The sequence below is a fragment of the Chryseobacterium nakagawai genome (assembly GCF_900637665.1).
GTDB classification, from domain to species: domain Bacteria; phylum Bacteroidota; class Bacteroidia; order Flavobacteriales; family Weeksellaceae; genus Chryseobacterium; species Chryseobacterium nakagawai.
In genome coordinates this window covers 3,471,386-3,493,343 of sequence record NZ_LR134386.1, presented here as the reverse complement: position 1 = coordinate 3,493,343, position 21,958 = coordinate 3,471,386, and the positions used below count along the sequence as shown (strand labels likewise).

At 33.8% G+C, this 21,958-nt stretch carries 20 protein-coding genes; 13 read left to right on the top strand and 7 right to left on the bottom strand.

The genetic code is table 11. The features are described 5' to 3' along the window. Nucleotides 1-54: 54 nt before the first annotated feature. Nucleotides 55-2,277 (top strand): outer membrane beta-barrel family protein, encoded by a 2,223-nt coding sequence (locus EL260_RS15785; RefSeq protein ID WP_051880109.1) that lies wholly within the window; start codon nucleotides 55-57, stop codon nucleotides 2,275-2,277. A gap of 291 nt (nucleotides 2,278-2,568) precedes the next feature. Here the strand turns inward: EL260_RS15785 and EL260_RS15780 are convergent, their stop codons facing one another. Together EL260_RS15780 and EL260_RS15775 are read right to left on the bottom strand one after the other, a co-directional pair. Further along, entirely contained in the window at nucleotides 2,569-3,108 is a 540-nt protein-coding gene (locus EL260_RS15780; protein WP_034979949.1) for a dihydrofolate reductase family protein, read from the bottom strand. Nucleotides 3,109-3,181: 73 nt separating this feature from the next. Next, entirely contained in the window at nucleotides 3,182-3,709 is a 528-nt protein-coding gene (locus EL260_RS15775) for a helix-turn-helix domain-containing protein (protein WP_083391933.1), read from the bottom strand. Between the two features lie 769 nt (nucleotides 3,710-4,478). On the opposite strand from EL260_RS15775, the gene EL260_RS15770 reads away from it, so the two are divergent. Beyond that, the gene (locus EL260_RS15770; RefSeq protein WP_123856252.1) at nucleotides 4,479-4,778 is read left to right on the top strand and encodes a hypothetical protein; all 300 of its coding nucleotides are present in this window, start codon (nucleotides 4,479-4,481) and stop codon (nucleotides 4,776-4,778) included. Nucleotides 4,779-4,922: 144 nt separating this feature from the next. Here the strand turns inward: EL260_RS15770 and EL260_RS15765 are convergent, their stop codons facing one another. Then, complete coding sequence (locus tag EL260_RS15765; protein WP_228445483.1) at nucleotides 4,923-5,540, bottom strand: Crp/Fnr family transcriptional regulator; 618 nt, start codon at nucleotides 5,538-5,540, stop codon at nucleotides 4,923-4,925. A 196-nt stretch (nucleotides 5,541-5,736) separates the two neighbouring features. Here EL260_RS15765 and EL260_RS15760 point away from each other — a divergent pair, with 196 nt between their 5' ends. The 6 genes from EL260_RS15760 to EL260_RS15735 are packed head-to-tail and all read left to right on the top strand — an operon-like array spanning nucleotide 5,737 to nucleotide 13,013. Beyond that, on the top strand, nucleotides 5,737-7,212 hold the full coding sequence (locus tag EL260_RS15760; RefSeq protein ID WP_123856251.1) for a hybrid sensor histidine kinase/response regulator: 1,476 nt from the start codon (nucleotides 5,737-5,739) through the stop codon (nucleotides 7,210-7,212). A 5-nt stretch (nucleotides 7,213-7,217) separates the two neighbouring features. After that, on the top strand, nucleotides 7,218-10,820 hold the full coding sequence (locus tag EL260_RS15755; RefSeq protein WP_123856250.1) for a response regulator: 3,603 nt from the start codon (nucleotides 7,218-7,220) through the stop codon (nucleotides 10,818-10,820). 14 nt (nucleotides 10,821-10,834) lie between these two features. Continuing rightward, nucleotides 10,835-11,200, top strand: a complete 366-nt coding sequence (locus tag EL260_RS15750; protein WP_185145916.1) for a response regulator — start codon at nucleotides 10,835-10,837, stop codon at nucleotides 11,198-11,200. Beyond that, complete coding sequence (locus EL260_RS15745; RefSeq protein WP_123856248.1) at nucleotides 11,201-12,031, top strand: CheR family methyltransferase; 831 nt, start codon at nucleotides 11,201-11,203, stop codon at nucleotides 12,029-12,031. An 11-nt stretch (nucleotides 12,032-12,042) separates the two neighbouring features. Then, nucleotides 12,043-12,612, top strand: a complete 570-nt coding sequence (locus tag EL260_RS15740) for a chemotaxis protein CheB (protein WP_123856247.1) — start codon at nucleotides 12,043-12,045, stop codon at nucleotides 12,610-12,612. Between the two features lie 29 nt (nucleotides 12,613-12,641). After that, nucleotides 12,642-13,013, top strand: a complete 372-nt coding sequence (locus tag EL260_RS15735; RefSeq protein WP_123856246.1) for a response regulator — start codon at nucleotides 12,642-12,644, stop codon at nucleotides 13,011-13,013. Nucleotides 13,014-13,065: 52 nt separating this feature from the next. On the opposite strand, the gene EL260_RS15730 is transcribed toward EL260_RS15735, so the two are convergent. Next, nucleotides 13,066-13,353 (bottom strand): hypothetical protein, encoded by a 288-nt coding sequence (locus tag EL260_RS15730; protein WP_123856245.1) that lies wholly within the window; start codon nucleotides 13,351-13,353, stop codon nucleotides 13,066-13,068. Nucleotides 13,354-13,417: 64 nt separating this feature from the next. On the opposite strand from EL260_RS15730, the gene EL260_RS15725 reads away from it, so the two are divergent. The 4 genes from EL260_RS15725 (at nucleotide 13,418) to EL260_RS25620 (ending at nucleotide 16,638) form a co-directional block, all read left to right on the top strand. Next, a complete protein-coding gene (locus tag EL260_RS15725; protein ID WP_185145915.1) occupies nucleotides 13,418-13,753 on the top strand; it encodes a helix-turn-helix domain-containing protein in 336 nt (111 codons plus the stop codon). Between the two features lie 957 nt (nucleotides 13,754-14,710). Further along, a complete protein-coding gene (locus tag EL260_RS15720) occupies nucleotides 14,711-15,535 on the top strand; it encodes a helix-turn-helix domain-containing protein (RefSeq protein ID WP_123856244.1) in 825 nt (274 codons plus the stop codon). Nucleotides 15,536-15,611: 76 nt separating this feature from the next. Continuing rightward, a complete protein-coding gene (locus EL260_RS15715; RefSeq protein ID WP_123856243.1) occupies nucleotides 15,612-16,217 on the top strand; it encodes an NAD(P)H-dependent oxidoreductase in 606 nt (201 codons plus the stop codon). 247 nt (nucleotides 16,218-16,464) lie between these two features. Beyond that, nucleotides 16,465-16,638 (top strand): bacteriocin-like protein, encoded by a 174-nt coding sequence (locus EL260_RS25620; protein WP_164466529.1) that lies wholly within the window; start codon nucleotides 16,465-16,467, stop codon nucleotides 16,636-16,638. Between the two features lie 156 nt (nucleotides 16,639-16,794). Here EL260_RS25620 and EL260_RS15710 read toward each other — a convergent pair whose 3' ends face one another. From EL260_RS15710 to EL260_RS15700, 3 genes are all read right to left on the bottom strand, one after another. Then, nucleotides 16,795-17,223: a hypothetical protein gene (locus tag EL260_RS15710; protein WP_123856242.1), complete on the bottom strand. Its 429-nt coding sequence runs from the start codon at nucleotides 17,221-17,223 to the stop codon at nucleotides 16,795-16,797. 154 nt (nucleotides 17,224-17,377) lie between these two features. Further along, entirely contained in the window at nucleotides 17,378-18,217 is an 840-nt protein-coding gene (locus EL260_RS15705; RefSeq protein WP_123856241.1) for a M12 family metallopeptidase, read from the bottom strand. Nucleotides 18,218-18,800: 583 nt separating this feature from the next. Then, a complete protein-coding gene (locus EL260_RS15700) occupies nucleotides 18,801-20,195 on the bottom strand; it encodes a hypothetical protein (RefSeq protein ID WP_123856240.1) in 1,395 nt (464 codons plus the stop codon). 520 nt (nucleotides 20,196-20,715) lie between these two features. On the opposite strand from EL260_RS15700, the gene EL260_RS15695 reads away from it, so the two are divergent. Beyond that, nucleotides 20,716-21,162 carry a nuclear transport factor 2 family protein gene (locus tag EL260_RS15695; RefSeq protein ID WP_123856239.1) on the top strand — a complete coding sequence of 149 codons (447 nt, stop codon included), beginning with the start codon at nucleotides 20,716-20,718 and terminating at the stop codon, nucleotides 21,160-21,162. Nucleotides 21,163-21,958 lie beyond the last annotated feature (796 nt).

Genomic DNA, 21,958 nt, shown 5'->3' with positions numbered 1-21,958 from the left:
ATTCAAAATGTTTTCAGAATTGAATTTCATTTTTGCCTCATCATAAACATCGCTTTGAAAAAACTATCAATTCTTTTCGCTTTAATATCGACAACGTTAGTCTGTGCTCAAACTATAGACAAAAAATCATCTGACACTTTAAAAGACCATCAGGTTAAAACCATTCAGGAAGTTATTATCAATGGAAAAAAACCTATTGTCGAAAATAAAGTTGATAAAATAGTCTACAATGTTGCCAATGACGTAACCTCACAAAGTGGAGCTGCAATTGATGTTTTGAGAAAGGTTCCACAGGTAACGGTGGATGCAGACGGAATTGTGGAGTTACAGGGAAATCCGAATGTCAGATTCCTGATCAACGGAAAACCTTCAAGCATATTTGGGAATAGTCTTGCCGATGCGCTGGCTTCTATTCCTGCAAGTCAGATCAAAAGTATTGAAGCAATAACTAGTCCCGGATCAAAATACGATGCGCAGGGAACTGGCGGAATCATCAATATTGTTCTGAACGAAAGCAAAGTAAAAGGCATCAACGGATTGATCACTGCGTCTGCGGGAACACGTTTTGAAACGGGCTCATTAAATCTGAACTTCAGAAATAATAATTTCAGCTTAAATACCTTTTTCAGCGGAAATGCACAGTTGAAATCCAGAACACCTTTTTCACAAGACAGGATTTCTCATACAGCTACCACTCAAACCCGATTATTGCAGGACGGCTACACCGATTTTCAGAGACACGGTTATCGTACAGGATTGGGCTTTGACTGGACAATCAACAAAACGAACACATTAAGCGGTTCCATTTCTTACAACGATTTTGCCAACAAAAGCATCGGTTTCATTAATCAGCAACAATATATTGCTGATTTTTCTAATTCAACTGACCAGTCGATCATTGGTTACAGAGCTTCAGACAACCGTTCTTCGGTAAATTCTATTGATGGAAATTTGAGCTATCGAAAAATATTCCAAAGAGAAGGACAGGAATTGACAGCAGATTTCGTTGTAAGCTACGGATCACCTAAAAGTAATTATTTACAAACTCAAAGTCTTGCAGCAGCTTTATCTCCTTATGATGGTATTTCGGGGAGAAATCCGGGAACGGATACCAGTCATAATTTGTCGGTCGATTATGTGCAGCCGATCAATGACCAAATTACATTGGAAATGGGTACAAAAGCAATTTTCCAGCACATTACAACAAATACGGATGTGAATGTTTTGGATGCTTTTTCAAGACAATATGAATTTGATCCTTTCCAGTCTTACCGTTTGAAATATGATATGGGAGTTTATGCCGCATATGTTTCCTCTTCATTAAAATTATTTAATAACTGGCTGGATGTAAGAGCAGGGGCACGTTACGAATATACGACGGTAAAAATAGATTATCAGAATACCAATATTCCATCATACAGTTTGCTGGTGCCGTCATTCATTTTGTCTCATAAATTTGACAGTGGCGAAACGATAAAATTAGCCTATACAAGAAGAGTTGAAAGACCGGAATATGCTGAATTGAACCCATTCTTAAATTTCAGCGATCCTCATAATATCACAACAGGAAATCCTGCACTAAAGCCGGAAATAGGGGATAATATGGAATTAGGTTACAATAAGAATTTTGAAAACGGCGCTAACCTTTCATTCACCCTTACAGAAAGGATCAACAGTCAGGATCTGAAACAAATCACTACTTTTTACCCAATTTATACGGTAAGCGGGACAGATTATACAAATGTTTCAGTAACCAGAAGAGATAACATCGGCAAGGAATATAATTCTGGTGGAATATTGTCAGGTTCTGTTGCTTTTTTAAATAATAAATTAAATCTTCGTGGTAATATGATGGTTTTTCACCGATATATTGTCAGTAATTATTTTGGGAACGTTGATATGGGAATGCGTTACCGCCTGAATTTAAATCTGAATTACTTATTTCCAACAGATTTTATCGTAGAAGCATTTGGGAATTTTAATTCTGCGGCGAAAAATATTCAGGGTAAAAATCCACAGTCGATCACTTATAGTATTGCGGCGAGAAAACAGTTCTGGAATAAAAAAGCAAGTATTGGAATTACAACAACCAATCCTTTCAACAAGTATATCAAACAGGCGACAACTGTTGAGACAGGTGATTACAGCTCATCTTCTGTCCGTTATTTACCACTCCGTTCTTTCGGGATCAGTTTCAGTTATAAGTTTGGAAAAGATTTTAAAAAGGAAAAAGATATCAGTGATGATTATTTGAATGCGGCTTCTCAAGGAAATTAGGAAAAAATATCTGGACTTAATGATATTAATTTGTTATTTGTTATGACTTTGAAAATAATTATGCATTCAAAATATGAGCGATAGTAGGAAATTATCTGTATTTTTCCAACCGTATGAGAATAAATAATTTTAATTAAAGCGTGGTTTTATAAATTATAGCTGTGTCTTCGATTCGTAATATTAGCGTCGTATAGATTGCATTACTAGATCGTCAAATTTAGAATAGATGAATTTTTTAATTCTGTTAAAGTGAATTTTTTATAATAAAGCAGCGTAAATATAACCTGTTGCTTATTGTTTGCTATTGCGCTTATAATGTAGTTGCGTCAAACCAGTTTCAAATGTTTTTGCTGTAATGAATTTAAGTGCCTGTTCGGGTCTTCCATCTTTAAAAAGCCTTTTTCCGTCACCCAACAAAACTGGAATTACCGAGATTGTAAATTCATCTATTAAGCCCTGCTTCAATAGGTCATTGATTACTTCTGCGCCACCATCACAATAGATATTTTTACCATTTTCTGATTTCAAACGGTCAATTAATTCTGTTAAGCTGCCTGTATAGAAAATCGTTCTACCTACTTGCGGTCTCTCAGTTCTTGTTATGACATATACATCTCGTTGTCCGTTGTCATAATGAGACGCCCCAATTTCGCTAAGGACATAATCATATGTCTTCCTTCCGATAATTATGGTGTCAATTTGGGAGGTAAATTCCTCATACCCATAATCTTCTCCTGCTTTTTCTACAAGTTTCAAGAAACTCAGATCATCGTTTGATTTTGCAATGTATCCGTCCAAACTCATTGCAATAAAAAGTGATATTTTTCGCATTTGTTTTGAATTTTAATGTTTCAGCAAAATTACTTTTACGTTGCGAACTACACTTTGTAAAAATGCGACAAAATTAAAATGATGATGGTGAAAGCCCCGTATTGCGTTTGAACTCATTGCTAAGATGTGAATGATCGTAGTATCCACATTCAAATGCAATATCTAATAAACTGCGGTTTAGCTTCGGATTTTTGATTAAATTCAGAGCATTCTGAAAACGGATAATGTTCGAATATTCTTTTGGCGATAACCCAATTAGCTTTTTAAAATTCCGCTCCAGCTGTCTTACGGTTGTAAAATTCTTTTTTGCCAGATCATAAATGCTGATGGTTCCGTTTGTTGAATGTATATCATTGAGTTCGGATTGTAGCAGGCAATTTTTGCTTTTGATCCGATCCGAATAAAAATGGTTAAAATAAGAGAATGGATTTTCAAGTGTTTTATCGACACTAAATGAATTCGCTTTTTCTAATGCGATAGTATTATTTGTCAACTCATTTTGTGAAGCGTGGGTATAGAAATTAGCAAAAGTTGCCGGTTTTAGGCACGCACCTAACAAATGTGTATCGATTTCAATTAAGCTATCTTTAAAAGAATTCATTGCACCGACTGTAAATTCCAGTGATATTGACCACCCAATTTCAATTCAAAGTGACCAGGTAATTTCGGTTTAAATTGACCACCTGGAATGAATTCATTTTAATGCCATATATATCAATTTACTACATGTTGAAATTTATTTTTTATCCATTTTGTTAATTTGTGTAATCAGATTCTTTTTCCAAATAATTGATTGATGATAATTTTGCAATTTCATTCAAATCTTCTACAAAAGTGTTCGAAAATTGTACCTCTGGGGTCACAAAAGCTCCTTTTTTAGGGGCTTTTTTATTGGAGTATAGGCGGCTGTATGCACCGTTGTATTTTATATCCACACAATTTTTACCTTCAAACTCAAATTTTTCTGCTGCAACCGAACACAAAATGAATCGTTTAGTTTCTCTATCTTCTTGTAAATAGAGTGTTGAAAAGTTTGGTACGACTTCTAAAATCTTTTCAACTTCTGATTTTGTAATTCCATTTTCAAAAGTATTTAGCTTAGCTGTGGCATTTCCCTTTGAGCCACTTCTTGATATATTTTTTAAAGGAATGATTAAAAAGCTTAACAGTGGTAAATAGACTGTTATTAATAGTAAAAGCAGTATTAATAATTAAAAAATAATGTTATAGCTTTGAATATGAGATGAATAGTTTGATGTAAAATAAAATTTGTAAATGGTAATTTATATTTTAAGAATTTTTAACATTGTAAATATTCTTTTAGGCATAAACATTGTTTATTTATATACCAATTACTAAAATATTATATTATGAACAATTCAGATTACAACAAAGCGGAAAATGCAGTTAATGAAACAGAAAACTCTTTAAAAAATACAGCTGATAATGCAAAATGGAAAATCAGTGAATTAGCGGATAAAGCTAAAGATTATATCAGCGAAAAAAGAGATAATGATCAGGAAGCTACTCAGGAAGACTGGCTGGATAGAGTAAAGGCAAATGTTTCTGATGCGTGGGATGATATTAAGGATAAAGCTGATGAAGCATGGGAAAAGACTAAAGATGCCGCTGAAGATGTAAAGGCAGAATGGAGAAAGAAAACCAATTAATGAATTAAGTTAGTTTAAAAATCAATGACCGGTGCCGGGAGGCTCCGGTCATTGATTTTTATTTTAATGGTATATTTGTATTCTACTTTTTTAATGGATAACTCAGTTGTCAATCAAATGATAGGAAAATGGAAAAATCAAGATTTAGTACAAAATTCTGCGGCCTTCCATTTTTATTATTTCCTGATTAACCATTTTTTTTATGGTTCTGATTACAGTTTCTACCCTCAATCCGGTAAGGTCGGCAATTTGTTGGCGGGTAAGTTCCACAGGAAAACACTGCTGGCAGTCTCCATCATGATAACTTTTAAGATAATCCAATAATCCTTTAAGGCGCTGGATAGGATCTGCTGAAGCTATATTGCGCACCATTAGACTGTTATAATATAATCTTTGTGATAAACACATATTCACTTCTAAAGAAAGATCAGGGTGGGTTTTAAGCATTTCTATGAAATTTTTTTTAGGCACCCTCACTACTTCTGTGGCTTGTAAACTTACAGCATTGGTGGGATAAAGTTTTTCGATAAATAGTAACGGGTCTCCAAAACTTTGATTGTTGCCCAGGATGTTATGAATAAATTCTTTCCCGTTTTCAGTAAAGGTGTTTAGCTTTACTTTCCCACTTATAATCTGAAAATAATATTGAGAATGTTCACCTTCTTTGAAAATAAACTCTTTAGGCTTGTACATAACAGTCTCACCTCCGAATGAATAAAGAATTTGCACATCAATATTCATGCAGCTTATTGTTTTTTTCATAGTTTGCTTTTTTATAAATTAGAGCGCTTTTCTTAAAATATTATAAACAGTTTCAATCCTTATGCCATTGATTTTTTTTACGTAAAATGTGGTACGGAATTCTTAAGGATTATCCTTTAAAAATTACTGTTTTTCGAAATATTGTGAGTATTTTTGAAGCTAAAGTATCCGTAACTAATTATTGATTTTAACTTCTATGATTTTAATTGTTGATGACAACCAAAGTAACCTTTATTCACTTCAAAAATTACTTGAATCTAAGGACTTCCAGGTTGAAACGGCCGGCTCTGGTGAAGAGGCCTTGGGGAAAGCTCTGAAAAATGACTATGCCTTAATTATTCTAGATGTTCAGATGCCTGATATTGACGGCTTTGAAGTTGCAGAAACACTTGCCGATTACAGTAAAACGAAAGATGTACCTATTATATTTTTATCAGCTGTTAATACAGATAAAAGATTCATCACTCAAGGGTATGCTTCCGGTGGTAAAGACTATGTAACGAAGCCGGTAGATCCTGAAATTCTTTTGCTTAAGGTGAAAACATTCTATAGTCTTCATGAGCAGAATATTGCCATGAAAAAAACACAGCAGAATCTTGAACTTGAAGTAAAAGGAAGACGGGAATCTCAGGTTACGATGAAATCTCAGCTAGATCATTTTCATCTGATGTTAGAATCTCTTCCTCAGATAGCATTTACGCTTAATGAAGACGGAACTGTCGATTTTGTGAATGGTAAATGGTATCAATATTCCGACACAGAACAAAGTTTCCCTGAAACACATCCCGATGATCATGATATCAAGGAAGAATTGGAACGATGCAGAAAAAAGGGAAAAGCACTGGAATTAGAAGTCAGAATTAAAAATATCATTTCAGGTAATTACCGTTATCATTTACTAAGGATAACCCCGGTATATGATGAAGATCGTATTAAAAACTGGGTTGGGACATTTACTGATATTGACGATCAGAAAAAAGTAGAAAAGGAAAAAGATGAATTCTTAAGCATTGCAAGCCATGAATTAAAAACTCCTTTAACCAGTATTAAAGCATATGTTCAGTTATTGGAGAGAAAGCTAAAATTAGATAAGGAGAGTCCCGAAGCAGGATTTGTTACAAAAGTTCAGGGGCAGATTGATAAGCTGAATACACTCATTACAGATCTTCTGGATGTTTCAAAAATTGAAAATGGAAAGCTGAAAATTAACAGAAAACCGATAAACCTGGAAAGTGTAATCAGTAATGCTGTTGAAACCATACAACAAACTCATGATGACCGTAAAGTAGAGATTTTGCGCCACGGAATAAAACCGGATATTTTAATTCCTTTGGATGAAATCCGTATCGAGCAAGTGCTCATTAACTTTCTGACGAATGCTATCAAATATTCACCCAATAACAATCAGGTAATCGTTACCACTTTTGTAGATGAAGAAGCGCAGGAGGTAAGAGTTAATGTTACCGATTTCGGGATCGGAATTCCTGATTTTAAACAGGATGCGGTATTTAAAAAATTCTATCGTGTAGAAGAATCTTCACTTCAATTCCAGGGAATGGGAATCGGATTGTTTATATGCTCTGAAATCATCAAACAGCATCATGGAAACGTTGGCGTTTCCAGTATTGTAGATGAAGGCTCTACATTTTATTTTACTCTGCCATTAAATTAAACTTCATGCCGAAAAAAATTATACGAAATCTTCAGTTTGGAATAGGATTGTCTCTTCTGATTTTAATAGCCAGTTCAGTCGCATCATATTGGAGTATCCAGAATCAGATGAACCACCGCGAAAGTCTTTCCCAAAGCAGACGTTCTGTGACAGCAGTGAAAGATATTCTGGTTGCACTTTTGGATGCTGAAACGGGAAACAGAGGCTTTCAGCTTACCGGTAGAGAAGATTTTCTGGAACCTTATAAACGTGGTATAAGAGAGTATTCCAAAGCTTTAGTGCTTGCGGAGTCATTAGGAGTAAAGGATAATAACCAGCAGGAAAGACTGGCAGGATTGAAAATAGCAGTCAGCCAGGTGATGGATAATCTGAAAAATCTGGTGGAAAGCAGACGAAGAGGAATCGTAATGACCCAGCAGCAGATTGTAACCAGCAAAGCTTATATGGACGAATGCCGGAAGATTGTAAGAGATTTTGTACAGTATGAAGAGAATCAGGTTGAAATTAAAAATAAAGATTTAACACGTTCATCAGAAACAACAGTTATATTTATTGTTTTTTCCGCGCTGGCTGCAGTAGTGGTAACTGCATTTTTCTATTTTAAAATGCGCGCAGATCTTATCAGAAGAGATGAGCTTGAGAAAATGCTGAGAGATAAAGATCAGGAAATGACACGCCGTGTAAGTGCCATTCAGAAAATTGCGAACAGAGTAGCCAATGGTGATTACAGTGAGAAAGCAGTGGATAACTCGGAGGATGATCTTGGAGACCTTGTAGAATCCCTGAATCACATGACGGAATCTCTCAAAATCTCTTTTGATAAGATTAATAAAAGCGACTGGCGTCAGAAAGGCCTTGCTTTACTGAATGAATCTCTGGTTGGGAATAAATCAGTACAGGAAGTCTCCAATAAGGCTTTACATCAGTTGATTGAATATGGAAATTGTATCAACGGTTCATTATATCTTTTTGATGAGGGTATTCTAAAGCTTAATAAAGCATTTGGATTGGAAACCAATATGAAAAGAACTTTTGATCCTGGAGAAGGAATGGTAGGACAGGCCTTCCTGAATTCTAAAACACAGGTATATAATAATCTTCATGAAGATGATTTTGTAGTAACCTTTGCCAGTAGTACCATTAAGATCTATGGAATAATTCTGATACCGATTTTCGCAGATGGACATGCAATAGGAGTTCTTGAATTGGGCTCTACCTCCAATTTTGAGGAAGACCGAATCAGTTATTTTGAGGAGTGTTGTGTGAATATAGGAATAGCCCTGAATGCTGCCAAAGGAAGAGAAAAAGAGCAACAACTCCTGGAGGAGACACAGGCTCAGTCTGAAGAATTACAAGTACAGCACTCTGAGCTTGAAAATCTTAATACTGAATTGGAAGCTCAGACACAAAAGCTTCAGGCCTCAGAAGAAGAGCTAAAAGTACAGCAGGAAGAATTGATGCAGGCCAATGCAGAGCTGGAAGAACGCTCAAGATTACTGGAAGAGAAAAATCATTTAATTGCCGAACGCAATAATGAGATTCAGAAAAAGGTAGAGGAACTGGCGCTCAGCACAAAATATAAGTCTGAATTTTTAGCCAATATGTCTCACGAATTGCGGACACCTCTTAATTCAATCCTTCTTTTATCAAGATTAATGGCAGAAAATCCAGATGAAAACCTTAATGAAGATCAGGTAGAATCTGCCAGAGTTATTCAAAGTTCAGGAACCAGTTTATTAACCCTAATAGATGAAATTCTTGACCTTGCAAAAATAGAATCCGGCAAAATGACTCTGGAATACCAGAAGGTGGCAGTTGAAGATATCGTAAAAGATCTGAAAAGCCTTTTCAATCCTGTATTTCAGGAGAAAACACTTCCATTTAATATTCAGATTGATTCAGACGTTCAGAAAGTTATTGAAAGTGACCGTCTCAAAATTGATCAGGTCTTAAGAAACCTGTTGTCTAATGCTTTAAAATTTACTACAAAAGGAAGCATTGATTTACATATCAAAAAACATTCTGAAAAGCCTGAATTTATTATATTTTCAGTAAAAGATACAGGTATTGGCATTGCGGAAGATAAACAGAAAATTATCTTTGAAGCATTCCAGCAGGCTGATGGATCTACAAAAAGAAAATTCGGAGGTACCGGTCTGGGACTTTCAATAAGCCGTGAGATTGCAAGACTTTTAGGTGGTGAATTAGCTCTGGAAAGTGAGGTGAACAAAGGAAGTGAATTCATTTTCATTATTCCTATACATCCGGTAACTGAAATCGTTCATTCCGAGAGCGATCGTGACCTGGTGGAGATCATTCGCGAAGATGTTGAAGAAATCCAGCACATCCTTGATAAAGGAGATGCTGTTCAGGTAAATACCTTAGAGATACCTGAAGATGTGGAGGATGACAGAGAGAGTATCCAGGAAGGGGACAAGATCATTCTCATTATTGAAGATGATACTAATTTTGCAAAAGCTTTATTAAAATATGCCCATTTGCAAGACTATAAAGGTATTGTGGTGGTAAGAGGAGATTATGCTCTTTCAGCAGCTCAGCAATATCATCCTCATGCAATTTTACTGGATGTCCAGCTTCCTGTAAAAGATGGATGGGAAGTGATGGATGAGTTGAAGTCGGACCCTAATGTAAAGCATATTCCTGTCCATATGATGTCTGCTCTGCATGTGAAAAAAGAAAGTCTTATGAAAGGTGCAGTTGATTTTATTAATAAGCCGGTAGCCCTCGATAAAATGACTGACGTATTCAGGAAAATTGAAGAAGCATTACAAAAGGGGCCTCAAAAAGTTTTAATTGTTGAGGAAAATGCAAAACATGCCAATGCATTGTCCTATTTTCTGAGTAATTTTAATATTTCCTTATCGGTAGAACATAATGTTGAAGATAGTGTCAAAGCACTTACTTCAAATGTTGTTGATTGTGTAATCCTGGATGTTGGGGCTGCAAAAGGAAATGATTACCATATTATTGAATCAATAAAAAGTTATGAGGGGCTGGAGAATCTTCCGATCATTATTTTTACTGAACATCATTTATCTAAAGAAGAAGAGCTTAAAATAAAACAATATGCAGATTCTATTGTTGTAAAAACGGCACATTCTTATCAAAGAGTTTTGGATGAGGTTGGTTTATTCTTACATCTGGTAGAAGAAAAAAATGGTTCAACTGAAAATAACAGAGGTAGGATGCTAGGTTCCTTAACGGAAGTTCTTAGTGGAAAAAAAATACTTATTACTGATGATGATGTACGCAATATTTTTTCTTTAACTAAAGCACTAGAAAAATATAAAGTTGAAGTAATTGTGGCCATGGATGGAAAACATGCTCTTGAGCAGATTAGCCAAAATCCCGATGTAGATGTTGTTTTAATGGATATGATGATGCCGGAAATGGATGGTTATGAAACCATTAAGGTAATAAGGAAAATGCCGGCATTTAAAAAGCTGCCTATTATAGCTATTACTGCCAAATCTATGATTGGAGAGCGTGAAAAATGTATTACGGCAGGAGCTTCTGACTATATCTCGAAACCAGTAGATATTGATCAGTTATTATCGCTCCTTCGTGTTTGGATGTATGAAAGTTAAACAGATAAATTCTGATGGATAAGAAAATCTTAATTGTGGATGATGACCCACGCAATATATTTGCATTAAAATTAACTCTTAAAGCGCGTGGATATGCAGTTGAATCCTGTACAATGGCTCAAGAAGCTTTAGAGATACTAAAATCTAACGCCCAGTCTTATATTGTTCTGATGGATATGATGATGCCGGGAATAGATGGTTATGAGGCGGTCAGGATGATAAGGAGTACTCCCGAAATCAAACGTGTTCCTGTAATTGCCGTAACGGCACAAGCAATGCCTGAAGACCGTCAGAAATGTATAGAAGCAGGAGCAGATGATTATGTATCAAAACCGATTGATGTTGATCTTTTAATAGTAGCAATAGAAAAAATTTCATAGATGCTGGAACCAAGTATCGTAAAAGATGAAGAAATAGAATATCTCATCCGAGATGTTTATGATCTTTATGGCTATGACTTTTCTGGCTATAGCAGAGCTTCATTTAAAAGAAGAGTAAATCGTATATGTCTTTTAGATAGGTTTACGAGCTTTGCAGAGCTTAGATATACCATTATAAATGATATTGAATATCTAAAACGTTTTGTAGAGGAAGTTACAGTGAATGTTACGGAAATGTTCAGAGATCCCTCTTTTTTTAAAACATTACGGGAGAAAATATTGCCTCAGTTAGGTACCTATCCATTAATCAGGATCTGGATTGCAGGCTGTTCAACGGGAGAGGAGGCTTATTCTATTGCGATTCTGCTGAAAGAAGCTGGCCTTTATAATAAGTCTCTGATTTATGGTACTGATTTAAACCCTGCTGTTCTTGAAACGGCAAGAGCAGGTATTTTTCCTCTACAGCAGATGAAGCTTTATTCAGAAAATTATATGCTTTCCGGTGGAGTAAAAGATTTTTCTGATTATTATACTGCTAACTATGACAGCGTAAGATTTGATAAAAGCTTGCAGGAAAAACTGATTTTATCAACTCACAATCTTGTATCAGACAGCTCTTTTAATAGTTTTCAACTGATTATATGCAGAAATGTACTGATTTATTTTGACAGGGATCTTCAGGAAAGAGTTTTCAGGCTTTTTGATAACAGCTTGGAGAATTTAGGCTTTCTGGCACTGGGAGCAAAAGAAACCTTGCGATTTTCTACTATTGACAAGAATTATCATCAGATCGAAGATCAGAAGATCTGGAAAAAAATTGATCATCATTAATATTTGATATTATGAAGTCACAAAGCAATACGAGATTAATTGTTATCGGAGGATCAGCAGGAAGTCTTCAGGTTATTATTGAAATGATTAAAAATCTGGATGATAAAATTAATATTCCCATTTTGCTGGTAATTCACCGTAAAGCACAATCAGGAGATATTCTTAGGACTTTACTTCAGCAGTTTACAAGAATACCTGTTGTAGAGGTTGAGGATAAAACACAGCTTGAAGAGAATATGATATATATTGTTCCTGCCGATTATCACTTATTGTTTGAGAATAATAAAAATATGTCATTAGACAGTTCTGAGAAAATGAATTATTCGCGTCCTTCCATAGATGTGACATTCAGATCTGCAGCAGAGATTTATGGAGAATATGTAATTGGTGTTCTTTTATCTGGGGCTAATGCTGATGGAGTAGAAGGGCTAAATTATATTAAAAAGCACAATGGAAAAGTCTGGATTCAGGATCCTGAAACAGCAGAAGTGGAATATATGCCAAGACATGCTATAGAAGAAATTGATTATGATTTAATTATCACACCTGGTACTTTAGCAAGTTATATAAAACAATTATAATATTTAAGAATATAAATAATCTAAATAATATGAGTAAAAAGAAAATTTTAATTTTTGATGATGATACAGCTATTTTAGAAGTGATCACCATCATATTTGAAGAAAATGGATATGATGTAAAAATCTCAGAAACATCACACGATATTATTGAGAAAGTAGCAGACTATGAGCCGGATGTTATTTTGATGGATAACTGGATCCCAAAAATCGGGGGAGTAGAAGCTACAAAACTTCTTAAAAGCAAAGAAGCATTTAGACACATTCCTGTAATTTATGTTACAGCCAATAATGATATTGTTGCCTTAGCAGCAGAAGCACAGGCAGATGATTATGTTTCAAAACCATTTAATTTGGATGATCTTGAAACAATGGTAGCAAAGCACATAAAAGAACAAGTCTGATAGATATCAAATAGTTCTGCGATAAAATCTCTCAAGCAATTGAGAGATTTTTTTATTTTTCTTCGAGGAATGTTATAATTTGTTCTTTCGGTAATGAAAGTGTATTGATTTCCTGAATTAAAGAAGATAATAAAAGGTATAGTGATGGATTTACCAAGATAGTATCCGAAAATGTTTTGACAAGTATTAATTTTTTTGAAACAACATTCTGTACAACCACATATTCATTTTTGACATTGATATCAATATTCAGCTCCTTTTTAATAAAAAAATTGAAGTATTCATCAATTAATTTTTTATCGTTGTTTAAATGTAATGGTTCGGTTTTGATTCGGTCCATGACAAATATTTTAATTGTTTATTTTTAAACAATTTTTATGCCGTAGATAACATTTGAACACTAGATGACCCTTATCAAAAAGAATATGCCTGTAGAAATGCTGGTCATTACCAGACTGCTGCATCAGGGACTTATTGAACTGGCATACTCTGATCTGGATAAAAGAAGTAAGCTGATCCGTATTACAGAAAGAGGGGTGCTGATCCTGGAAAACCAAATGGAAAAGATCCGCCAGGATACCCATATTGTTGCAGGAAATCTTACCTACACAGAAAAGATGGAACTCATACGAATCCTTAATAAGCTGGATCGTTTCCATTATCCGATTTTTTCACGAAACATCAATTCTGAACAGCTTATCAATACTGTGTATGACGAGTATACATTTAAAATTTCTTAGAATAAAATGTATTCATGGTTAAAAATTAAGGTTTCCAGTATACAAAAAATTCAAATTCATACCTCACAGGTTCCTGTATTATTATTACTATAGAAATTAAGTGAGATCTTGGTTAATATAATTTATATAATTCTGATTACCTCCAGGAACATTTATACCTGATAAGATCTTGTGTCCTAAATAGAATAGTAGGTGAACTGAGTCTTTTGGAATATGAAGCTGTAAATTATATGAATTGATCAATTCATATTTCCACTTATATAATAGACAATGATTCATCATTTCTTGTAAATCATTATTTAAAAGCGCAAGTGTTACGGTAATTTCGTTATTGCTTAATTCTTGCTGAGACAGCTCCATTGCTAGTTTTATTTTTTGATGAACTAACAAGCAGTATGCCATAATACACGCCCATAATTAAATGTGGTATTTATTTTTTTATAGCCTATTACAATTAATATGTACCTTTAATTAAACTAGTTTAAAATACCATTTTGATATTCAACCTCCTAATGCTCTTGGAGTTTTTTTTATACCACAAAAAGAAAGATTTCCTTAAACAGTGATCTAATTGGCACGCCCATTGTTAATGTATAAAAGAGTTTTGAAGAAGAAAACTTGTTTAACACCACTCGCATAACTTATATTTCGTTTTTGAAATTTTGCCTCCCTATTGATAGGGGAGGCTTTATTATTAGCCTGAAAATTTGTTGTACATATTTTTAATGCGTCAGATTCTGTCGTGTGATGCATGTTTTATTTATTCCATATTTATTTATCTCTGATGAAGTGTTGGTTTCAGAATAAACTTTAATCGATACAAAATATATCTGACTTTTTCATATGGAGCGTTCGATTATACATGTGGAAATCTAATCCATCAAAAAAATAGAACAAGAAGATAAAAACTCCTAATTTAGTTTTGTTTATTTTTCCTAAATTAATGTCCTATAAATTATGAAATCGGACGACCAGAAATATCACCATTATAGACTGTCTGTTCCCAACGAATTTGAGACAGTATTTTCTCATTTCTATTTTGCAGAGAACAATTCAACAGGTTCAATAACCAAAACTTTGCTGCCATCTTTTCAGACGATTATGGTATTCAATTTCGGTGCTAAAGCCCGGTTAGTTTCCGGTGCACAAAGCGAAATTGAAGTAGATAAATTTATCGTACTTGGTCCCATAAAGTCTGCTTTTGAGTATATCCTTACCCCCGGATCGCAAATTTTAGTTGCAAATTTCAAAGATGATGCTTTTTATCGTTTTTTTGACAAAGCATTTCTTTCTGACCATTTGCCAATACATCCTGATGAAGCAATGGAAGAGAATTGTTTTACCTATTTATGGCATCAATTAAATGGTATACCAAACATTTCAGATAAGGTAGATCATATTCTCGATTTTTGCAGACCCTATTTAAAATTGCAGGACTCTACTGCTACATTACTGAGTAATTTTAAAGACGACACCCTAAATCCAATCAAAGCTATTGCAGAAGAAACCGGACAGACTGAAAGGAATGTACAATTGATGCACAAAAAGTATTTTGGATATAGTGCCAAAGAAATCAACCGATATAAGCGTTTTGTAAATGCAATCAGAAAAATAGAACAAGTTCTTTTGTCATCGAAAAATGTAGATTGGTTTGAGGTTGTAGATGCATGTGGATATTATGACCAAAGCCAGCTTATTCACGATTTTAAACATTTCATCAATCTTTCTCCTAAACGTTTTGTAAGGTTCCAACAAGATATTTGTCAAGCCTCAGCTGAATAGCCGTTTCGTTTTCTTACAATTTTCCCGTTTGGGATCATCCTACTTTTGTTTTGTTCAATTACTTAAAACAAACAAAATGAAACATCTTATTATTTATGCCCATCCTAATAAGGCAAGTTTAAATCAATTATTCAAACAAACGGTTGAAGAAACGTTACTGCAACAAAAGCATGAGGTTGTAGTCAGGGATTTGTACCAGCTTAATTTTGATCCGGTGTTATCCCTTGAAGATATTGCCGGGCAACGCAAAGGCATCGTTAATGAAGCCATCAGAACTGAGCAGGAATATATTGCCTGGGCGGAAGTGGTAACATTTATTTATCCGATATGGTGGACAGGTATGCCGGGTATTATGAAAGGATATATTGACCGGGTATTTAGCTATGGGTTTGCCTATCGTTATGACAACGGTGTGCAAAAAGGACTGCTGGCTGGCAAGACAGCTTACATTATCAATTCGCATGGTAAATCAAAAACGGAATATCAGGAAATAGGAATGGATAACGCTTTAAAGCTCACCTCAGACACAGGTATCTATGCGTATTGCGGTTTCGACATCAAACAGCATTTTTTCTTTGACCTTGCCGACCGTGCCATCGCAGATACTATAGAAGCATGGAAAACGGAAATAGTTGATGCCTATAGCATTAGTAAGCCTAATAATAAAATGCAGATGCAATAAAGAGGTACTTTACTAGCCGAAAATATTGGAAAGAAAAACTAGACATCTCGCTCGTATCTGGAATAAAGTTTTTTAAGTCATTTAAAGAAAGAAATGCCAATACCAACAAAAACACCAGTTGCTCAATAATACAAAAGCCATCTTTGTTAGTAATAAAATATATTAATATTTTGAAATTAGTTTTATTTAGTTATATTTGGAAATAAGAACTAGATGTTCTATAAAACTAACAAACTAATAAATAACTATGAAAAACCTTAAGAAAATCACAAGAGACAGTATGAAATCAATCAAGGGTGCAGGTCCAACTTATTGCAGAGTGGGATATATCTACAGATGTGATTCTATTTATGAATGTAATCCGGATATGGATATTTGGGATTGTGTTTGCGGATGTGTTCCTGTCACTAAACCAGTGTAATTGAAATTTTTTTCAGGAGATCTGATTATAAGATACCATTAAGCCACCTTCTATAGGTGGCTTTTGGTTTTATTATGAGAAACTAAGAGGGCTCAGATATTGAAAGACTTTAAATTATATTTCTCAACAGCTTTTTTATTATTTAAAAATTGTTTTTTATGGGGTTAGTTTTGTAGCTATACTGGTATGAATTTTAGAAATTAATAGATCAATTCTAAAATATAACTCGGAGTCTAAAGTATCATACAAATTATCATTAGATTGATTAATAATTACTTCAATGCTTCTTAATGGTAAATCAAGTTCAAAGAAATCATTTATTTCAAGATGATCATAATAAGACTTAACCTTTATAAAAAAGCTGGTAGAGGCCCAATCTAAAGTTTTCATACTTACTATGTGTTTTTGAATATAATCTTTTGATTGTTCAGGTATACCAAAATGTTCAACAATACATTCAGTTAGACTTAAGAAATCCTCTAAAATATTTAGATTATCTTTCTTTGTTAATCCACTTAAACTATCAGCAGAGTATCTAACATTTGTTATTCTATTGATTAGATAATTTTTTTTGAAATTTTTCATATGTGCTTTTTACTTAAAAATACAAAAGATTATTCTAAACCGGAAATGATTTGAAAAATTTAAAAACTATTCATTTACCTCCATTATAAACAAATAAAGTCTACCCTGGTTTTATACAAGGTAGACTTTTATATATATGAGATAAGTAGATTTCTTATTTTGGATATACCGTTGCGATAAATTGCTTATCAGTAGCAGATAAAACAGTGTTATTCCCAACACTGAAACCGTTTGTGGTTAGCGTTGAACTGATGCTATAGTGCATAATTGATAACTTGTCGTAAGCACTATATTGAGTTTGTGATGTTGAATATTTTGCGAAAAGGTTATTATCTACTTGAGCTTGAGTCCAATAGTTTGGAGCCCCTGCATAATAGGCATATACTTTTGGCTTATCCCATGGAATAGCAGCTAAAGGATGTTGGTGCTCATGGATCATTCCCAATGCATGTCCGAATTCGTGAATGGTTGTTCTACTGAATTCTGAATCACTTGTTGAGTCATTAAACCAACCGAAGTTCATTGTTTCCTTATTGGAAGCTATACTAAGAGCATCTTTTCCTATATATGAATAAGACCCTGCGTTGGCGGTAAAAGTAACGCGGATCTGTGCTGTTCCACTGGTGATAAAATTAAATTTGATATTGGCATATTGAGACCATTCATTTGCATATTGCATCACTTTATTACGTACTTTAGTGGTTCCCCCATTAAGACTTACAGTGATTACACTACCATTCGGCCATTTTTTACTAGTAACAACAGCTCCTTTTGAGGCTGTTCCTGGGGAATATCCCTCTCCGGGAAGATAAACATCTTTACACATTTGTGTATTTTCGAAACCAACAGGAATATCTGCTGGAGGTATTGCTTGGAGCATGGAAATTCCTTGTTCTTGTGTTACTTTTTCGTCTACATTATCATTTGTAGTATTACAAGATACCATTGCCATTGAAATAACAGATCCTAATAAAAGTTTCTTGTGTAGTTCCATAATATTTTTATTTTTAATTTTGGTTAATTTTTTTAACGATATGAAAAAGAAATCATATCATTGGGAATTAAATCTATGATAAAAAACAATATTCCTTCTCTTTTTATTTTGTAAAATAAGATTTGAGTAGGTCTACACAGATACTACACTTGGCTAAAATTCCTTTCTATAAAGGGATGTGGTCGATGTGAAATTGAGATATTTTAATTTTATTAGGTTTCCTATTAACGTCATTGTGTGCTGAATTAAATGAAATATGTATGTATTATAAATGAAAAATTCATTGTATTGTTTCAATTTTATTGATTTTTTGATAAGTAAATCAAAATTTGGTGATTTAAGCGTGACAAGGTTTTATCATTAGAGTTGAAAATATATTTGAATAATTAACTTTATTGTATTGGTACAGTTAATATTATTTTGAGGAAGTTATGAAAATACTTGTTGGTGATTTTGCGTAATCCTAATGATGAGTTGATACATAAAAAAACACCACTTTGAATAAGTGGTGTTTTTTTGTGTTGATAGAATTTGCCTGATAAGGTAAATGGGAATTTTTACCTATTGTATTTAATTTTAATGATTACTCTAATCGAACTACGTTAATGATGAAAGGAGCTACGATATTCGTTGAACTCGGGGTTGATCCAAAAGTAAGTGCCTGGAATGTAAGAATCTGACCTGCGTTCATTTTTAACAGAGTTGAATTGGTACATGTGACGAACGATGGGGCTCCGTTTTTTTCTGGTAATGTAACTTTATTACTTGTAAAGGATTGCTGAATTCCATTTAAACTGATTTGGGCATATCCCATATATCCATCTCCGTCGTCTTCATTTGTATCCCTTTGAGGATAGTTAACCATAAAATCAACCTTATATAATCCAGCTGCATTTGCTGTAAAAGTATTTCCAGTCAGTTCATTCAGATTATCAAAAGTCTTTGCAGAAATTATAGCATTCGTAAATGTATTGTTTAATGTTATTGTCACTACGCCAGTCCCTCTTGCGGTACTTACATTGGATGAATTGCGTAATTGTACAACACCTGTACTGTTTACAGTTAAGCTTCCTACTGGACCTGATGCACCCTGCAATCCTTCCAGTCTTAAAGGGTTTGTAGCATTGATATGAAGCTTATTGGTAGCAGTGGAAGTTCCTATACCTATATTTCCTGTAATCGGGTTGATTCTCATTCTTTCAATTAAGCCTCCGCCAACAGAGTTTCCAATATAGAAATCTTCTTCTGAGCCATTAATTAATGTTGATCCTGTACGAAGAGATCCTAATGCCCAATTAGCGCCTCCTGAAGAAGGCCCATTATTGGTGAAACCAAGTAATGAATAGTTTCCCGTAGCTAAAGCAGAAGTATTTCTTAAAGCCACAATTCCGTATTGATTGGTTCCGGCGGTAGCATCAATCAAATTAAATCTGTTTGAAGATGGAGTGGTAGAGACTACATGAAATCGTGTTTCAGGAGATGCTGTCCCCAATCCGATTCTATGATTGGCTGCATCTATTGAAAAAGTAGTTCCATCAACAGAAAAACCATTAACGATGGTAGAAGTAAATGCTAATGTATTGGCTTCTTGGGTTACCACCCTGTTTCCTATGATATATCCATCAGAATTGTAAATATTTGCTGAGATGGCTACCCATTGCAGTCCTGTGAAATAGTGATATCCAGTATTATGAATACTGCCTACCTGTGCTATGCTTGGTGTTAATCCAAATGGTGAAATGATATCTGTGATATAAACAATAGCCCCTATCTGATCGCTTCCGTAAGTTCCAGATTCTTTTGCTGCTAATTGCTGTTTAGAAACCCTTGGTGGCAAAAGACCATCTTTCATATTAGGGTCTGTAGTTCCTGCAACATCTAATGTTGCATGTGGATTTTCTGTATTTATCCCTACCTGTGCATTTAATATAACAGCTATGCATAAAGCGATCAGGGAATAGAATTGCTTACCTTTCATGTTTTCGGTTATTAGTTTTTCTTTTTTTATAGTTGTGATTTTAATATCTACTCAATGTATTTCATTGTTTCGTGATAAAAATATTGAGTAGATATTGTAAATCAGTTGCGCAAACTTATTTTAATTTTTCGTTTTATGATTAAGTATAAATACTGCATTTTATAAAAGAAATTCCGACTTGAATGAATGATATTAGAAGTGTAGCAATATTTTTTAGGGTAGATTGTAAATTGGAATGTATATAATGTGCTATTTTATTGTGAAATGTATAATTAATAGTTAGATACAATAAGACCGTACTTATGAAATGGAGGAGTAAGAACTTTAGTATTGGTGAAATATGAAATTTACATCATATTTTTAGCAGTTTTATTTCTTTAGTTTTCAGTGTTTTGCCATTCCTCATTTTTGTTTATCTTAGGTTTGTTGAAAATAGATGTTTGTACTTTATGGTAAGTTGGATTTTGATTCAAATCAAGCCCATGTTTTGAAATAAGTAATCATATATTTAATAAATACAATGGACGAGTTAAAAATAAATACAATTATTCAAGGCCTATCAGATTCTTTGCAGACAAGGAGTTATGATAAATTTGTTAGCTATTTTACAGAGAGTGCAATTTTTGAAATACCATTTACAGTGAATGGTAAGATTGTGATTAATGGAAAAGAAAATATAAAAAAGCACTTTGAGAATGTACAGCAAAACCCACTTGCCCAGTTGATTGAAATAGAGGATGTTTATACAAAAATATACCATTGTATAGATACCCAAACAGCTACTGTTGAGTATTTCACGGAAGGAAAATCATTAGCAACGAATGAACCTTTTGAAATACAATCTTCTATTGCGCTTATTAAATTTGATGTAAGTGGTATTGTTTATTACAAAGATTTTCCAAATACTTTGGGAATTGCACAAAAAGCAGGCGTTCTGTCTCAATTAGCAGGAAGTTGGATAAAATGAGATAGAAAATTCTCTTGATAAAGAACAGATAATATTTTAAAAAAAAGGATGAAATTTTTAAATTTCACTCTTTTGGTACACTCTTAAGTGATAGCAATGTAACATGTATTTCAGATATCTTTGCTGAAATAATTATTGAAACATTCTGCGACATTTGGTCATTGTATTTCTGCTTAATCCAAAGTACACTGCTAACTGAAGATTATTCATCCTATGATTTTTTTGATAATCAAGATGCGCAGAATATCTGATTTATTGTAGGAGTGAAGTTGCTGAGTATAAGATTGCTTCCCTTGCTTAAGAATGCGGATATGTATCCCACGGGCATTTGTGAATGCATTTAAAAAAGAAAAAGGATTTACGTCTACGCTATTATATTTGTCGAACAGTTGAAAATTTCTGTTTAATAAGAATCTTCGCGGTGTTTTTATTTGAATAAAATAATATGATCAATTATACATTAAGAAGTGTAGAGAAATAAAAAATCCTCGAATGACTTCGAGGATAAAAACTAATAACCATGAAAACTCAAATTAAACATGAGAATCGGGTGCAAATTTAAGACAAAATAAGTTATTGGGCAATTGGAGTTATCAATAAGTTATATTGTGAATTTCGTTTGCTTTTGAAGAAACTAGGTTGAGGAAGAAAAAGTGATATAAAAAGAAGGAATCAACCCAAAAAATAGTTATAAAACCGGGTTTGTTTTCACTTTTGAAAAAATCTTGTGAAATTATATAGATAGCCAACAGCATATTGACTTTAAAACGACTCGCCAAGTAACAATATGGCCTGG

Bases quoted from the DNA above. Each gene is read 5' to 3' on its own strand.
- EL260_RS15780 (WP_034979949.1), bottom strand. From the start codon at position 3,108: ATGCGAAAAATATCACTTTTTATTGCAATGAGTTTGGACGGATACATT.
- EL260_RS15775 (WP_083391933.1), bottom strand. From the start codon at position 3,709: ATGAATTCTTTTAAAGATAGCTTAATTGAAATCGATACACATTTGTTA.
- EL260_RS15770 (WP_123856252.1), top strand. From the start codon at position 4,479: ATGAACAATTCAGATTACAACAAAGCGGAAAATGCAGTTAATGAAACA.
- EL260_RS15765 (WP_228445483.1), bottom strand. From the start codon at position 5,540: ATGAAAAAAACAATAAGCTGCATGAATATTGATGTGCAAATTCTTTAT.
- EL260_RS15760 (WP_123856251.1), top strand. From the start codon at position 5,737: ATGATTTTAATTGTTGATGACAACCAAAGTAACCTTTATTCACTTCAA.
- EL260_RS15755 (WP_123856250.1), top strand. From the start codon at position 7,218: ATGCCGAAAAAAATTATACGAAATCTTCAGTTTGGAATAGGATTGTCT.
- EL260_RS15750 (WP_185145916.1), top strand. From the start codon at position 10,835: ATGGATAAGAAAATCTTAATTGTGGATGATGACCCACGCAATATATTT.
- EL260_RS15745 (WP_123856248.1), top strand. From the start codon at position 11,201: ATGCTGGAACCAAGTATCGTAAAAGATGAAGAAATAGAATATCTCATC.
- EL260_RS15740 (WP_123856247.1), top strand. From the start codon at position 12,043: ATGAAGTCACAAAGCAATACGAGATTAATTGTTATCGGAGGATCAGCA.
- EL260_RS15735 (WP_123856246.1), top strand. From the start codon at position 12,642: ATGAGTAAAAAGAAAATTTTAATTTTTGATGATGATACAGCTATTTTA.
- EL260_RS15730 (WP_123856245.1), bottom strand. From the start codon at position 13,353: ATGGACCGAATCAAAACCGAACCATTACATTTAAACAACGATAAAAAA.
- EL260_RS15725 (WP_185145915.1), top strand. From the start codon at position 13,418: ATGACCCTTATCAAAAAGAATATGCCTGTAGAAATGCTGGTCATTACC.
- EL260_RS15720 (WP_123856244.1), top strand. From the start codon at position 14,711: ATGAAATCGGACGACCAGAAATATCACCATTATAGACTGTCTGTTCCC.
- EL260_RS15715 (WP_123856243.1), top strand. From the start codon at position 15,612: ATGAAACATCTTATTATTTATGCCCATCCTAATAAGGCAAGTTTAAAT.
- EL260_RS25620 (WP_164466529.1), top strand. From the start codon at position 16,465: ATGAAAAACCTTAAGAAAATCACAAGAGACAGTATGAAATCAATCAAG.
- EL260_RS15710 (WP_123856242.1), bottom strand. From the start codon at position 17,223: ATGAAAAATTTCAAAAAAAATTATCTAATCAATAGAATAACAAATGTT.
- EL260_RS15705 (WP_123856241.1), bottom strand. From the start codon at position 18,217: ATGGAACTACACAAGAAACTTTTATTAGGATCTGTTATTTCAATGGCA.
- EL260_RS15700 (WP_123856240.1), bottom strand. From the start codon at position 20,195: ATGAAAGGTAAGCAATTCTATTCCCTGATCGCTTTATGCATAGCTGTT.
- EL260_RS15695 (WP_123856239.1), top strand. From the start codon at position 20,716: ATGGACGAGTTAAAAATAAATACAATTATTCAAGGCCTATCAGATTCT.